The 15,888-nt window shown below is 51.6% G+C and carries 12 protein-coding genes; all 12 read left to right on the plus strand.

Annotation, left to right across the window (positions count from 1 at the left end):
- The first annotated feature begins 13 nt into the window (after positions 1 to 13).
- The 12 genes from argJ to glmS all read left to right on the plus strand — a co-directional run bounded on the left by argJ (position 14) and on the right by glmS (position 15,555).
- Complete coding sequence (gene argJ / locus SATMO3_RS02325; protein ID WP_371376920.1) at positions 14 to 1,225, plus strand: bifunctional glutamate N-acetyltransferase/amino-acid acetyltransferase ArgJ; 1,212 nt, start codon at positions 14 to 16, stop codon at positions 1,223 to 1,225.
- 33 nt (positions 1,226 to 1,258) lie between these two features.
- Positions 1,259 to 2,164 (plus strand): acetylglutamate kinase, encoded by a 906-nt coding sequence (gene argB, locus SATMO3_RS02330; RefSeq protein WP_371376923.1) that lies wholly within the window; start codon positions 1,259 to 1,261, stop codon positions 2,162 to 2,164.
- Positions 2,157 to 3,347 carry an acetylornithine transaminase gene (locus SATMO3_RS02335; protein ID WP_371376926.1) on the plus strand — a complete coding sequence of 397 codons (1,191 nt, stop codon included), beginning with the start codon at positions 2,157 to 2,159 and terminating at the stop codon, positions 3,345 to 3,347. Before argB ends, SATMO3_RS02335 begins: the two co-directional genes overlap by 8 nt.
- A gap of 27 nt (positions 3,348 to 3,374) precedes the next feature.
- Positions 3,375 to 4,307, plus strand: coding sequence for an ornithine carbamoyltransferase (gene argF / locus SATMO3_RS02340; protein ID WP_371376929.1), 933 nt, complete (start codon positions 3,375 to 3,377; stop codon positions 4,305 to 4,307).
- A 343-nt stretch (positions 4,308 to 4,650) separates the two neighbouring features.
- Entirely contained in the window at positions 4,651 to 5,874 is a 1,224-nt protein-coding gene (locus SATMO3_RS02345; RefSeq protein ID WP_371376931.1) for an argininosuccinate synthase, read from the plus strand.
- Positions 5,867 to 7,282, plus strand: a complete 1,416-nt coding sequence (gene argH / locus SATMO3_RS02350; RefSeq protein WP_371376935.1) for an argininosuccinate lyase — start codon at positions 5,867 to 5,869, stop codon at positions 7,280 to 7,282. Before SATMO3_RS02345 ends, argH begins: the two co-directional genes overlap by 8 nt.
- A gap of 36 nt (positions 7,283 to 7,318) precedes the next feature.
- Positions 7,319 to 8,392 (plus strand): branched-chain amino acid aminotransferase, encoded by a 1,074-nt coding sequence (locus tag SATMO3_RS02355; protein ID WP_371376937.1) that lies wholly within the window; start codon positions 7,319 to 7,321, stop codon positions 8,390 to 8,392.
- 210 nt (positions 8,393 to 8,602) lie between these two features.
- The gene (gene cdaA / locus SATMO3_RS02360) at positions 8,603 to 9,424 is read left to right on the plus strand and encodes a diadenylate cyclase CdaA (protein ID WP_371376940.1); all 822 of its coding nucleotides are present in this window, start codon (positions 8,603 to 8,605) and stop codon (positions 9,422 to 9,424) included.
- Positions 9,417 to 10,355: a YbbR-like domain-containing protein gene (locus SATMO3_RS02365; RefSeq protein ID WP_371376943.1), complete on the plus strand. Its 939-nt coding sequence runs from the start codon at positions 9,417 to 9,419 to the stop codon at positions 10,353 to 10,355. Before cdaA ends, SATMO3_RS02365 begins: the two co-directional genes overlap by 8 nt.
- Positions 10,356 to 10,371: 16 nt before the next feature.
- Positions 10,372 to 11,967: an FAD-dependent protein gene (locus SATMO3_RS02370; RefSeq protein WP_371376946.1), complete on the plus strand. Its 1,596-nt coding sequence runs from the start codon at positions 10,372 to 10,374 to the stop codon at positions 11,965 to 11,967.
- A gap of 36 nt (positions 11,968 to 12,003) precedes the next feature.
- Positions 12,004 to 13,344: a phosphoglucosamine mutase gene (glmM, locus tag SATMO3_RS02375; RefSeq protein ID WP_371376949.1), complete on the plus strand. Its 1,341-nt coding sequence runs from the start codon at positions 12,004 to 12,006 to the stop codon at positions 13,342 to 13,344.
- 381 nt (positions 13,345 to 13,725) lie between these two features.
- A complete protein-coding gene (gene glmS / locus SATMO3_RS02380; RefSeq protein ID WP_371376952.1) occupies positions 13,726 to 15,555 on the plus strand; it encodes a glutamine--fructose-6-phosphate transaminase (isomerizing) in 1,830 nt (609 codons plus the stop codon).
- Positions 15,556 to 15,888 lie beyond the last annotated feature (333 nt).

Genomic DNA, 15,888 nt, shown 5'->3' on the forward strand with positions numbered 1-15,888 from the left:
AGGAGGAATGACAATGCTAACTAAAATCACCGGCGGTATTACTTCGCCGCAAGGGTTTATTGCCGCCGGCGTGCATGCCGGTATAAAAAAGAACGGCAAAGAAGATATCGGTATTATCTACAGTACGGTGCCGGCAGCCGGTGCGGCCATGTTTACCACCAATCAAATGGCGGCGGCGCCGGTTATCGTATCCCGCCAGGCCGTTGAACGCGGGCAAGTGCGCGCTATTGTCATTAACTCAGGTTGCGCTAATGCCTGCACCGGTGAACAGGGACTTGCCGATGCCCGTGTTATGGCCCATGAAACCGCGAAAGCCCTTAACATAGATGACTGCGAAGTACTGGTAGCTTCCACCGGGGTTATCGGCGTTAACCTGCCGATGACCGAAGTCAAGACAGGCATCGGCCAGGCAGCCAAAATCCTAGCCGCAGACGGCCATGAGAAAGTGCTGGCCGCTATTATGACAACCGATACGTTTCCCAAGTCCACGGCCTATGAATTTATGCTTGACGGTAAAACCTGCAGGATCGCCGGTATCGCCAAGGGAGCAGGCATGATTCACCCCAATATGGCGACCATGCTCTCCTTTATTACTACCGATGCCGCCATTGGACCGGCGCTTTTAAGGCAAGCGCTTAAGGATGCTGTGGAGCTGTCCTTTAACATGATTTCGGTCGACGGCGATACCAGCACTAATGATATGGTGGCTGTACTGGCCAGCGGCCAGGCCGGCAACGCAACGATTACCGACGCCGGCAGCCCGGCCTATCAGGCCTTTTATGCAGCCCTAAAAACAGTATGCACTGATCTGGCTCAGCTTATTGTCCGCGACGGTGAAGGCGCCACCAAATTCCTCGAGATTAGCGTGACCGGGGCGGTATCATTTGCCGATGCCAAGCTGGCGGCCATGGCGATTGCCAAATCACCCCTCGTTAAAACGGCGTTCTTCGGTCAGGATCCCAATTGGGGCCGGATATTATGCGCCGTAGGCTATTCGGGGGCTAAATCAGAACCTGACAAGACCTCGCTGACTATCGGCGATCTCACCATCGTCGCCAACGGCCAGGGCGCAGCCGGTTTTGACACCGCCAAGCTCAAAGAAGTTATGGCAGCAAAAGACATCGCTATAACCGTCGAACTGGGAATGGGCGACGCAGCGGCCACGGTGTGGACTTGCGATTTTTCCTACGATTATGTAAAAATCAATGGCGAATATACAACATGAACAATTTTTTCAAAATGGGAAAGGAATGATTATATGATTAATTCAGTAGAAAAAGCGGCTGTACTCATTGAAGCCTTACCATACCTGCAGCGGTTTTCCGGCAATACCGTTGTTATCAAATACGGCGGAAATGCCATGCAGAGCGACGAGCTGAAAAAGAGCGTCATGCAGGATATTATATTCCTTAAATACGCCGGCATCCGTCCGGTGGTTGTCCACGGCGGCGGCCCGGAAATTACCGGTATGCTGAAAAAGCTTGGCAAGGAAACCAGTTTTGTCAGCGGACTTAGGGTCACCGACGCCGAGGCGGTAGAGATTGCCGAAATGGTTCTTGTCGGAAAAATCAACAGTGAAATTGTTAAATCGCTAAACTTCCTAGGCGCTAAGGCTGTCGGCTTAAGCGGCAAGGATGCCGATCTTATTATTGCATCCAAACATCTGGCCAAAGTCCGGGAGAACGGTCAAACCAAAGAAGTGGACATCGGTTTTGTCGGCGATGTTTTAAAACTCAACACCGGCCTTCTTGAAAAACTGCTGGATGAAGGCTATATTCCGGTTATCGCGCCGATCGGCGTCGGCAAAGACGGCGCCACCTATAACATTAACGCCGACTATGTGGCCGGTGAACTGGCCGCTGCCCTGGGGGCGGAAAAACTGGCGCTTATCACCGATGTAGAAGGCATTTACCGTGACTATAATGACAAGAGTTCCTTCGTTTCTACCCTGTCACTGGCCGAAGCCCAGGAAATGATTAAAACCGGCAGCATCGAAGGCGGCATGATTCCCAAAGTGGAAGCCTGCGTAAAAGCGCTGGCCGCCGGGGTAGCCAAAACTCACATTATTGATGGCCGCAAGCCCCATTCCCTGCTCCTCGAAATCTTCACCAGTGAGGGCATCGGCACCGAGGTGGTCAAATATAGGAGGTATATCAGTGGATAAACAAACGGTTTTTGCTGTTGATCAGGAGAACTACCTGCCGGTATTCGCCCGGTATTCTGTTGTCCTTAGCCATGGCGAAGGACCTTATGTTTTCGATAATGAAGGGAAAAAATACATTGATTTTCTCGGCGGTATCGCCGTTAACGTACTGGGCCATGCCCACCCCGCCCTCGTTAGGGCGGTAGCCGGCCAGGCCGGAAAAATCATCCATTGCTCTAATCTGTATTATACCGAAGAACAGGCTCAGCTTGCCAAATCGCTTGCGGCCTTGAGCGGCCTTGATAAAGTCTTTATCGGCAACAGCGGGGCCGAAGCCAACGAAGGCGCCATTAAGCTGGCCCGGAAATATGGCAAGACCATATCCCCGGACAAAGTAGAGATTATTGCTGCTGAACATTCCTTCCATGGCCGGACCTTAGCCACGCTTACAGCTACCGGTCAGCCCAAATACCAGCAGGGCTATGAGCCGCTGCCGGGCGGTTTCAAACATGTTCCCTTTAATGATATTGCTGCTTTAGAGGCCGCCATATCCGATAAGACCTGTGCCGTAATGCTGGAACCCATCCAGGGCGAAGGCGGCGTGGTTGTTCCGGATCAGGATTATTTCGTAAAAGTGAGAGACTTGTGTGATAAGTACGGCGCGCTCTTAATCCTGGATGAAATTCAGACCGGTATGGGCCGTACCGGCAAAATGTTTGCCTATGAGCATCTGGGCATTAAGCCGGATATTACCACCCTGGCCAAAGGGTTAGCCGGCGGTGTGCCGATCGGCGCTTTTATCGCCACGAATAAAGCGGCAGCCGCTTTCAGCGCCGGCGACCACGGTTCCACCTTCGGCGGCAATCCGCTGGCGTGTGCGGCCGCCAATGCCGTACTGAAAGCCATTCAGGATGAGAAATTGCTGGCAAATGCAGAGGCAGTAGGCGAATATCTTGTCGGCAAACTTAACGCGCTGAAAGAAAAATATCCGGAGCTAATTACCGAGGTACGCGGCAAAGGCTTAATTGTCGGCGCCAAACTTACCCGTCCGGGCCGGGATATTGTTAACGAATGCATGAAGCAGGGCGCCATCATCAACTGCACCGCCGGCGATGTGCTCCGGTTTGTGCCGCCGCTTAATATAACGGTCGCGCATGTTGATGAAGTGATCGCGATACTGGATAAAACACTAGCAATTGCTTAATTCTTACTATGGGGGAGTGTATAGGGAATGAGTCTTAAAGGAAAAGACTTTCTATCAATACATGATTTAACGGTTGATGAAATCTATCAGATTTTGGACTTTACCAAAGTCTTAAAGGCCAAGCAAAAAGCGGGAGAACCGCATCAGTTACTGAAAGGTAAGACCCTGGGGATGATCTTCCAGAAATCATCTACCCGGACCCGGGTATCATTTGAAGTAGGCATGTGGCAGTTAGGCGGTATGGCGCTCTTCTTATCGTCCAACGATCTTCAGATCGGCCGGGGCGAACCTATCAAAGACACCGCCCGGGTAATGTCCCGCTATGTTGACGGTATTATGATCCGGACATTTTCCCACCTGGAGGTTGAGGAACTGGCTGAGTATGCCTCCGTTCCGGTTATAAACGCCCTGACAGACCTCTTGCACCCCTGCCAGGCTATGGCCGATATCTTTACTGCCATCGAGCATAAAGGCGACCTGAAGGGCCGCAAACTGTGCTATATTGGCGACGGCAACAACATGGTCAACTCACTTCTCCATATCTGCGCCAAAGTGGGCATGGATATCAGTGTGGCCACACCGCAAAACTACGCACCGGACGCAACCATCGTCGAACAGGCAGCGGCCGTGGCCAAGGTCTCCGGCAGCAAGATCAGCATTCTGGACGATCCCTTTGCCGCCGCTGCGGGCGCCGACGTACTCTACACCGATGTCTGGGCCAGCATGGGCAAGGAAGGAGAACAGGCCATCCGCAAGCAGGCTTTCGCCGGCTTCCAGATCAACAGTGCTATTATGCAGGCAGCTAAAAAGGATGCTATCGTTATGCACTGCCTGCCGGCCCACCGCGGTGAGGAAATTACCGATGATGTGATTGAAGGGCCTAATTCGGTGGTATTTGATGAAGCAGAAAATCGTCTTCACGTCCAGAAGGCCATCATGGCGTTGCTGATGGCGGACTAGTACATTAGAACTTGTTATAAACGCCCACCTGCTTCGTTGCTCCTCAAAACAATTGCTTGCGTACGCCAGTACGCGGCGCGGCTTGTTTTTCCGGTGCGCCTCGCATCTGGACATTTCTAACAAGTTCCGGCAGTTCGTGACTTTTGGGGGACGGAGTACCGAAGGTACGATAGATTTCTCAAACCGTTATTCCGGCGCAGTTCTTGCGCTTTTGCGGTATCATAATATAGAAGCAACGCAAACGTTGCAATTCTCGATAGGATATAGACATTTACACCTAATTCCTGTAAACTTTACCATAGGAAACTGAAGGAAACCATATATTTAGGAGGCAATACAAACAATGAGTGACATTAAAAAAGTGGTGCTGGCCTATTCGGGTGGTCTGGACACCTCGGTTATCATCCCCTGGCTCAAAGAAAACTATGGTTGCGAAGTTATTGCGATGTGCGCTGATGTCGGTCAGGGCGACGAACTGGCCCCTGTCCGCGAGAAAGCCATTAAATCAGGCGCTAGCAAAGTATATATTGAGGATTTAACCAAGCCGTTTGTGGAAGACTATGTCTGGCCGACGCTGAAAGCCGGTGCCGTTTACGAAGGCAAGTACCTGTTAGGCACTTCCTTTGCCCGGCCCATTATCGCCAAAGCGCTGGTAGACATTGCCCTTAAAGAAGGCGCCGACGCTATCTGTCACGGCGCTACCGGCAAAGGCAACGACCAGGTGCGGTTTGAGCTGACTGTTAAAGCATTGGCCCCGCATCTTAAAATCATTGCGCCCTGGCGGCTGTGGGACATCCGCTCCCGCGAAGATGCTATCGACTATGCGGAAAAACACGGTATTCCCGTACCGGTTACCAAATCCCGTCCATATAGCATGGACCGCAACATCTGGCACCTGAGCCATGAAGGCGCCGATCTTGAAAATCCGGCTAATGAGCCTAAAGACGATGTATATATGATCACTACCCCGCCGGAAAAAGCGCCTGACGCGCCGCTCTATATCGAAGTCGGTTTTGAAAAAGGCATTCCGGTATCGGTTGACGGTGTGAAACTGGACGCTGTATCTCTTTTGACCAAGCTTAACGACATTGGCGCCGCCAATGGCATTGGCATTGCCGACATCGTGGAAAACCGCCTTGTAGGGATGAAATCCCGCGGCGTATACGAAAATCCAGGCGGAGCCATTCTCTATTATGCCCATCGCGAATTGGAGTACTTGACGCTTGACCGCGCTACCCTCCAGTATAAAGAACAGGTTGCCATCAAATACGCCGAGCTGGTATATGACGGCATGTGGTTTGCCCCTTTGAGGGAAGCGTTGGATGCGTTTGTTGATTCCACGCAGCAAAATGTTACCGGCACGGTTCGCCTGAAACTTTATAAAGGCAATATCGTGAGCGCCGGCAGCAAATCGCCGTACTCCCTCTACAACGAAAAAATCGTAACCTTTGGCGACAGTGAAGAATTATATAACCATGGCGATGCCGAGGGCTTCATCAATCTGTTTGGATTGCCGCTCAAAGTCCGCGCCATGATGAAAGCTGAGGCTTTGAAAAACAATGACTAAACTGTGGGGCGGACGTTTCGCCAAAAGCACGGATGTGATGGTGGAGGAGTTTACCTCCTCCATTTCTTTTGACAGCCGCATGTACCGGCAGGATATCGCCGGCAGTATTGCCCACGCCAGGATGCTGGCCAAATGCGGCATCATCAACCAACAGGACACCGACCTAATTATTGAGGGGCTGACCGGCATTCTGGCCGATATTGAGGCCGGTAACTTCAGCTTTGAGGTTTCCCTGGAAGATATTCATATGAATATTGAGAAACGCCTCACCGAGCGGATCGGTCCGGCCGGCGGCCGGCTGCATACCGCCCGCAGCCGCAATGATCAGGTAGCGCTGGACACGCACATGTATGTCCGCGAACAAGTGGCAGAGATTGCCAGACTTTTATTTGACCTGGAGCAAGCCGTACTGGATGTTGTCCATAAATACCCGGATGTCATAATGCCCGGCTATACCCACTTGCAGCGGGCCCAGCCCATTTTATTTTCCCATCACCTGATGACTTATTTCTTCATGTTTGAACGGGATTTCCGCCGGCTGGGCGGGGTGTGGGAATCGGCCGACATTATGCCGCTGGGCGCAGGGGCGTTAGCCGGTACCACCTTCCCGATCGACCGGGAATTTGTCGCCAGTGAGCTGAAATTTGGCCGCATTTACGAAAATAGCCTGGATGCCGTCAGCGACCGGGATTATATTCTGGAGTTTTTATCCTTCGCTTCCATCCTGATGATGCACTTAAGCCGTATCAGCGAAGAAATTATCCTCTGGTCATCCACCGAGTTTTCCTTTATCGAACTGGATGATGCGCATTGCACCGGCTCCAGCATCATGCCGCAGAAGAAAAATCCCGATGTGGCCGAACTGGTGCGGGGCAAAACCGGCCGGGTGTTTGGTCACCTGATGGCCATGCTCACCGTGGCAAAAGGTTTACCCCTGGCGTACAACAAAGATTTGCAGGAAGACAAAGAAGGCCTTTTCGATACCATTGACACCGTAAAATTCAGCCTGACGGTCTATGCCGCCATGCTGCGCGGCATGAAAGTCAATGCCGACGCCATGCGTCAGGCGCTCAAAACAGATTTTTCCAATGCCACCGATATGGCCGATTACCTCGTAAAAAAAGGATTACCCTTCCGGCAGGCGCATGAAGTGGTCGGAAAATGCGTAGCCTATTGTTTAAGTGAACAAAAAACCCTGACAGATCTTACTCTGGATGAGTTTAAGGAATTCTCGCCTCTATTTACAGAAGATATTTTGGAGGCGATCAGTGTGGAAACCTGTGTGGCCGCCCGTAACTCCCTGGGCGGAACATCGCCTACTCAGGTTGGACAAGCGGTCACTATTGCCAAGTCCATCCTGGAGAAACAGCAAAAACGCCTTGACATGTATACAAAAATCACTCTATAATAACCATAAATATACATCCCGAGGAGGCCTGTTAACATGACTGATATTGCTGTTACACTGGCTGATAAACGTGGCACACTTCCCGCTGAAGACAAACTTGGTTTTGGCAAAATTTTTACCGACCACATGTTTGTGATGGACTATGTCACTGGCCAAGGCTGGCATAATGCCCGCATTATTCCATACGGAGACTTCGATATTTCACCTGCCGCTATGGTGCTGCACTATGGCCAGGCTATTTTCGAAGGCATGAAGGCGTTTCGCACCGGAGACAACCGTGTGGTGACCTATCGTCCGGTAGATCATCTCAAGCGTTTTAATAATTCGGCGGATATACTCTCCATCCCGCAAATGGATGTGGATTTGCTTCATGCCGGTCTGAAGCAGCTTATTGCCCTTGACAAAGAATGGGTGCCCAAATCCCTGGGTACTTCCCTATACATCCGTCCTTTTGTCGTCTCTGTCGATCCTTATGTCGGGGTAAAAGTAGCCGATGAATACAAATTATTTATCATCCTTTCGCCTGTCGGCGCGTACTACGCATCCGGCTTCAAGCCGGTCAAGATCAAGGTAGAGGAACATTTTGTCCGGGCGGTCAAAGGCGGCCTGGGCGAAGCCAAGACTCCGGCCAACTATGCGGCCAGCCTTAAAGCAGCCGAAGTAGCCAAAGAGGAAGGGTATACCCAGGTGCTGTGGCTTGATGCCCTGGAACAAAAATATATTGAAGAAGTGGGTACCATGAACATCTTCTTCAAAATCGGCGGCGAAATTATTACGCCGGAACTAAACGGCAGTATCTTAAACGGCATTACCCGCCGCTCGGTTCTGGAAGTAGCCAAGGACTGGGGCATGAAAGTTTCGGAACGCCGCATTTCCATAGACGAGGTATACCAGGCCCATGCCGAAGGCCGCCTGCAAGAAGTATTCGGCTCCGGTACGGCTGCCGTTATTTCACCGGTTGGCGAGCTTTCCTGGAAAGGCAGAAAAATCGTGATTAACAATAATGAGATTGGTGAAACTTCGCAAAAACTGTTTGATTATATCACCAGCATCCAGCAAGGCCGGGTCGCTGATAAATTTGGCTGGGTTGACGAAGTAACGAAGCTGTAACCCTGCTTTTGCGAGAACAGTTAACAATTAGGCTTGTGCCCCGGGCACAAGCCTAATTTGATATATGGAACTGCAGCAGAGCGGGCACATTTTTTTGCACTAAATTAATATTTTATATTATCGCTGCTTTGCTAAAAGGTTTTCCTATTATTGGGTAGAATAAAGTTATAGGTCAAACTGGAATTTCACTGCGCGTTCGAGGTGTACAGCATGTTATTACAAATTCGGGGAATAATTTCTACCATTAGTTTACTTGATATTCTCGACATTCTAATTGTCGCTTATTTCTTATACAAGCTTTATGTTATGATCAAGGATACCCGGGCGGTAGCCTTGTTAAAAGGCCTTGTCATCCTGCTGTTCGCCACCCTGGTCAGTAAATGGCTGGGACTTAACGTTATTAACTGGCTGTTGCAAAAAACCATGACCGTAGTCCTTGTAGCGCTGCCGGTCGTCTTTCAGCCGGAACTCAGGCGGGCCCTTGAACAACTGGGACGGGGGCGTTTTTTCCAGAACCGCTCCCAATTGAATGCCGAAGAAAAAGAAACCTTATTTGCGGAACTGGCCCTCACGGTTACCGCTTTGTCCAAAAATAAAATCGGGGCCTTAATCGTATTGGAACGGGAGACCGGACTAAATGACTATATTGAGACCGGCATTAAGGTAGACGGCTTGGTATCCAACGAATTCCTGATCAATATTTTCATTCCCAATACACCGCTACATGACGGTGCTGTTATCGTGCGCGGCAACCGGGTGCAGGCCGCTGGCTGTCTGCTGCCGCTGTCTGATGACCGGACGCTGACCAAGGAACTGGGCACAAGGCACCGGGCGGCCATTGGTATAAGTGAACAGACAGATGCTGTGGTAATCGTCGTCAGCGAAGAGACCGGTATTATCTCCCTGGCCAGAGGCGGCAGACTGCATCGCTATATGGATGCCGAAAAACTTAAGGAACAGTTGGGACCGCTGTTTGTGGCCAAAACCTCTTCGCTTAGCGATTTATTTAGCTGGAGGCCGACAAATGGTTAACAAATTTTTTGACAAGCCGGGGGAAACCAAAAATGTAGCTGCGAAAATTTTTGCTATCATTTTAGCCATCATCCTGTGGCTCTATGTCATGAATGAGCAGAATCCCCCGATAGAGTCCTCGTTTAACATTCCGCTGGAAGTCCGTAATACAGCTACCAGTAATGTGGTGAGTGATGTGCCGGAAACCGTCAGAATTAAAATCCGCGGCCCGCGCAGCATTGTGGCCGGGGTACTCAACGGCGATCTTAAGGCGTATATAGACTTAAGGGGACTCGGCGAAGGCCGTCATACCGTGAAAGTGGTTGCGGCCGTACCCTCCAGCCTGGAACTGGTGGAAATCAATCCTGACAGACTGCAGCTTACTGTTGATGCGACTACCAGCCGGCAATTGCCGGTGGAGGTTCGAACCAACGGCGCTCCTGCCAAAGGAATAGTGACAGGTAAGATTACTGCTGCCAACTCGCAAATTACTATTGAAGGCCCTAAAAGTGCTGTCGCCGCTGTGGAAAAAATTATAGCTACTGTGGATCTAACCGGTAAAACAGCCGATTACTATGTTGATGCGCGGCTCGTTCCCGTCAACCAGCAAGGCAAGGAAGTCGAGGGTCTGACTATTTATCCGGAAAAAACACGGGTGACGGTCAATCTGGCAGAGACCGCCAAAAAGCAGCTGGATGTCAAGTTAGTCACCCAGGGCGCTTTACCGGCCGGCCTGGTCCTTAAAAGCATTGCCGCTCAGCCGGCCAAAGTTGAAATCAGTGAAAGTACGGCAGGCAAAGGCATTGACAAAATTGACGCAATTTACACTGAACCGGTGAACCTGGCAGACATCAAGCAGGATACCACCAGGGACGTAAAACTGCAAATACCGGAAGGAACAACCGTTACGCCGGGAACCATAAGTATCACCATCAAAGTAGGACCACCCTAAAAGGAGATAAGAACCCTTGCTTAAAATCAGCAATTTTCGTGTCCCTTTGACCGAAGACACACCGCTGGCAAGAATGGCGGCCAGGCGTCTTAAGCTGGCGCCGGATGCCGTCCGGCAAGTGATCATTATGCGCCGGGCAGTTGACGCCCGCAGGAAAAACAGTATTCATTTTGTCTATACACTGGCAGTTGATATAACCGTTCCGCCCGGGCAGGCCCTAAACCGCCTGGCCGGAGACAAGGATGTCGCCCTGCTTGCGCCCGTCAGACCCGAAGAAATTGCGCCGGGCAGTAAACAGCTAACCGACCGCCCGGTTGTGGTGGGAGCCGGCCCAGCCGGCTTATTTGCCGCTTTTATGCTGGCCAGATACGGTTATAAACCGCTTTTAATTGAACGGGGGCGGGATGTTGAGCAGCGTGCCCGCGATATCGCCGATTTCTGGCGGACCGGCCGGCTGGATGAGACCAGCAATGTGCAGTTTGGCGAAGGCGGCGCAGGCACCTTTTCCGACGGCAAACTAACCACCCGGGTAACTGACCCGCGAATGGCCGAGGTGCTGGACATTATGGTGGCTGCCGGAGCGCCGCCGGAGATAAAATATCTTCATAAACCCCATATCGGCACGGATAAACTGAGACAGGTGGTCAAAAATATCCGTGCCCGGATTATCGAGATGGGGGGAGAGGTTGAGTTTGAGGCCAAACTGACAGGCCTGGAAGCTGCTGATGGCAGCTTAAAGGGAATTACCATCAATGATAACCGCAAGCTCTCCTGTCAGGCCTTATTTCTGGCCATCGGCCACAGCGCCCGTGATACGTACCAGTTTCTCCATGAGGCCTGCATTGCCATGGAGGCCAAACCCTTTGCCGTCGGTGTGCGCATTGAACACCCGCAGGAACTTATTGACCAGTCTCAATATGGCGCGGCAGCCGGCCATCCTAAACTGGGTGCGGCCGATTATGCCTTAGTATACCAGGATCGGGCGGCAGGACGGGCTGCCTATTCTTTCTGCATGTGCCCGGGTGGGCTGGTTGTTGCGGCCGCTTCCGAACAGGGCGCAGTGGTAACCAACGGCATGAGCCTTTTTAGCAGGGACTCCGGTATTGCCAACAGTGCGCTGGCCGTAACCGTGAATCCGGCGGACTGCGGACCAGGCATACTTGCCGGTATTGAGTTTCAGCGCCGTTATGAACGGCTGGCCTTTACCCTGGGGGGGCAGAATTATGCCGCTCCCGTACAGACCGTAGGCGATTTTCTGACAGGGAAAAGCGGCAGCACGAACTATCTTGCCAAGCCCAGCTATCATCCTGGGGTAACGCCTGCTCGGCTTGAGCAGTGCCTGCCTGAGTTCGTTACAGCCACACTGGCCCGGGCTCTGCCCGATTTTGGCCGCAAAATTCGCGGCTTTGATCATCCGGGGGCCGTACTTACCGGTGTGGAGACCCGGACTTCGGCTCCGGTCAGAATTGTCCGCGGCGCGGATTTTGTGTCAGTAAATACCGGGGGTCTGTACCCGATTGGCGAAGGCGCCGGTTATGCCGGCGGCATTATGAGCGCAGCTCTGGACGGGATGAACGCGGCCATTCGGTTTATCCAGGAATATCAACCATGATGTACTTACCGTAATTGAAAGGGGCATATAACATAAATGGCAAGACTATTTGGAACCGATGGTGTACGCGGTTTGGCCAACACGGAATTAACGCCTGAACTGGCTTTTAAAATGGGCCGGGCAGCAACCTATTATTTTGGCAAAGAGCATAAGCGGCCGGTATTCTTCATTGGCCGCGATACCCGTATTTCCGGTCAGATGTTGGAAGCAGCCCTGGCAGCCGGCATTTGCTCGGCAGGCGGCGAGGCCGTCCTCTTAGGCGTCGTGCCTACGCCGGCGGTCGCTTACCTGACCCGCACACAGGGGGCGCAGGCCGGGGTAGTGATCTCGGCTTCCCATAACCCGTATCCTGATAACGGCATTAAATTTTTCGCCGCAACCGGTTACAAACTGCCGGATGCTGTTGAAGATGAACTGGAAAAACTCATTGAGGCCGATGCGGATGCCATGCCGCGGCCAACCGCCGATGGCGTTGGCTTTATCACCAGCAGGCATGATTTATTGGACAAGTATATTGAATATGCCGTCGGCACGGTGGAAACCAGTTTGGCCGGTCTCCGGATCGTTGTCGACTGCGCCAACGGAGCCGCTTATGAAGCCGCACCGGCGGCGTTTAAAAAATTAGGGGCACAGGTAATTGTTCTTAACGATAAACCGGACGGCATCAACATTAACGCCGGTTGCGGCTCAACGCACATGGAACAGCTGCAGGCGGCTGTCGTCGAGCATAACGCTCACCTGGGACTGGCCAATGACGGTGATGCCGACCGCTGCCTGGCGGTGGATGAAACCGGGACAGCCATTGACGGCGACCAGATCATGCTGATCTGTGCTCTTGAGATGCTCAGGCAGAACACCTTGCCGGAAAAAACACTGGTTGCCACTGTCATGAGCAACCTTGGGCTCCATCAAGCCATAAAAAAGGCCGGCGGCAAAGTCCTCGTGACGCCGGTTGGCGACCGTTATGTGCTCGAAGCCATGGTAAAACACAATCTGGTGCTTGGCGGCGAGCAGTCCGGGCATATTATCTTCAGCCAGTACAGCACCACCGGGGACGGGGTGATTACTGCGTTAAAGCTGGCTGCCGCCTTGAAAGAGAGCAACAAAAAAATGTCGGAACTGGCTAAGGTAATGATCCGTTTTCCACAGCTTTTGGTCAATGTACGGGTAAAGGGCAAAGAAGGCTGGGACACTAACGCCAATATCGCCGCCGCCATTAAGGCCGGTGAAGACGAACTGGGCGACAACGGCCGCATCCTGGTACGCCCTTCCGGCACCGAACCCCTTATTCGCGTTATGGCCGAAGGCCCGGATCTGTCTGATCTTGAGCGCATAGTCGCCGCCATTGCCGATGTAATTAAAAAGGAACAGGCATAAGCATATTGACCAGTATGGTAAACTGTATTACAATAATATAAATATGGCGAAGGAGCACTATATAGTGCTCCTTCGCATATGTTAATTAATAATTAGAGGAGGTGGAAATGACAAAAAGACGGATAATAACACCTGGTGTGTCAAAAACTAAGTTGAAGCGCTGGTGCTTGGCAACCGCCAAGCAGACGAGGCAGAGGTTTATCGAGCAGTCAGCGGGTACCTCTCGGCAACTGCAGTCGTAAGCTGGCCGACAAAACCGCAGGGCGACCTGCGGAACAAAACGGCGGCAGGCAGTCATCCTATTTGCCATGGCATGTGCAGCCTGGCAGTCTGTTTTCCATGGAAGGACAATAATTTGAGAATTTTAGGAGGCTTATATATATGTGTGGTATTGTAGGCTATATCGGTCCTGATCAGGCAGCGCCCTTTCTATTGGAAGGTTTGAGCAAACTGGAATACCGGGGCTATGACTCGGCCGGTATTGCTGTTTTTGACGGCAATGTAATCAACGTGGATAAAAGTGTCGGCCGCCTGAACGTTCTGGCGAAAAAAGTAGAAATTAAACCGCTTACCGGTCATTTGGGCATTGGCCATACCCGTTGGGCCACCCACGGCCGTCCGTCCGACGCCAACTCGCATCCGCATACCGACTGCACCGGCAAATTCGTTGTTGTGCATAACGGTATCATTGAGAACTATCTGCACCTGAAAGAACAGCTTATTGCCAAAGGTCACAAATTTACCTCGGAAACCGATACCGAAGTTGTAGCCCACCTGATCGAAGAATGCTATGAAGGCGATTTTGAAGCCGCCGTAAAAAAAGTATTGGAAAAGATTGAAGGTTCTTATGCCCTGGTCTTTATGTGTCAGGACGAACCGGGCAAGCTTATCTGCACCAAGCAGGATAACCCGCTGGTTATCGGTCTGGGAGAAGGCGAAAACTTTATTGCTTCCGACATTCCGGCCATTATCAGCCGCACCCGGAAAACCTATATTCTAAGCGACGGCGAAATGGCCATTGTGACCAAGGACTCCGTCTGGGTCATGAACCGCCAGGGAGTGCCTGTAACCAAGAAAGTATTTGAAGTAAACTGGGATGCCGAAGCAGCTGAAAAAGGCGGTTATGAGCATTTCATGATCAAGGAAATATATGAGCAGCCCAAAGCTGTGCGCGAAACCATGACCGGCCGCTTAGCCAAAGATGACAGCGGGGTAACCTTCGATGAACTCAAATGGAGTAAATACGATGTAGCCGCCATTAGAAAAATAGCCATTGTCGCCTGCGGCACAGCCTATCACGCCGGGATCGTCGGCAAATACCTTATTGAAAATCTGGCCCGTATCCCGGTAGAAGTCGATGTGGCGTCCGAATTTCGCTACCGCTCACCGCTTATCGACGATCAGACCCTGACCATTGTTATCAGCCAGTCGGGTGAAACCCTCGATACCCTGGCAGCGCTTAAAGAGGCCAAAAATCTAGGCTCCCGTACCCTGGCCGTCACCAACGTTGTCGGCTCCTCCATCGCCCGTGAAGCCGACCAGGTCATCTACACCTGGGCCGGCCCGGAAATCGCGGTAGCCTCTACCAAGGCTTACACCACCCAGCTCATTGTAATGGCCTTGTTGTCTATCTATATGGGCGCACTCAAAGGCGCGCTGAGCCCCGAAAAAATTCATCAGCTTTGCCAGGAACTCAAAAACCTGCCCGGCCAGGTGCATGAGCTTTTAGAAGACGTTGAGCCCATTAAAACTTTTGCTCAGCAATACGGCTTTAACGAAGATGTATTCTTTATCGGCCGTTCGCTGGACTATGCAGTTGCCCTGGAAGGCTCGCTGAAGCTAAAGGAAATTTCCTATATCCACGCTGAAGCCTATGCCGCCGGTGAACTCAAACACGGCACCCTGGCGCTCATCATCGAAGGTGTACCGGTTATTGCCCTGGCTACCCAGAAAGATGTTTATGAAAAAATTCTCAGCAACATCAAAGAAGTCAAGGCCCGGGACGCCGTCGTTATCGGTGTGGGGCTCAAAGGCGACACCGAACTCGCCAAATATGTCGACCATACCATCTATATCCCGGCCACCGGCAAATTCCTGGCCCCGATTCTGTCTGTCATTCCGCTCCAGTTGCTGGCCTACTATGCGGCAGTAACCCGCGGTTGCGACGTTGATAAGCCAAGGAATCTGGCTAAGAGCGTAACTGTGGAGTAAAAGAATAAAGCCCCTTCTGTATCCAAGATGTTACAGAAGGGGCTTATTCAATTTTCGTCCCTGTCTTTTTTGTATTTCGGACAGCATTTCGGCGTATCCGGACACCTTGCCGGGTTAACAAAACCACTGGTACTCTTTAGTCGCATCGTGCATAAAGCGGGTGAAGAAGTACAAGTTGATTGGGCAGGACAGACTGTCCTATGTAGAGATTGCCACGGGAGCAAAGTATGAACGTGCTGATTGGCAAGAATCGAAAGTGCAGTTTAATTATCATAAGTAATTGATGGGATTAAGGAGTAGATTCGCTTGTGAGCGATCTACTCCTTATGTACA

Source organism: Sporomusa aerivorans (assembly GCF_041428895.1).
Taxonomy (GTDB): domain Bacteria; phylum Bacillota; class Negativicutes; order Sporomusales; family Sporomusaceae; genus Sporomusa; species Sporomusa aerivorans.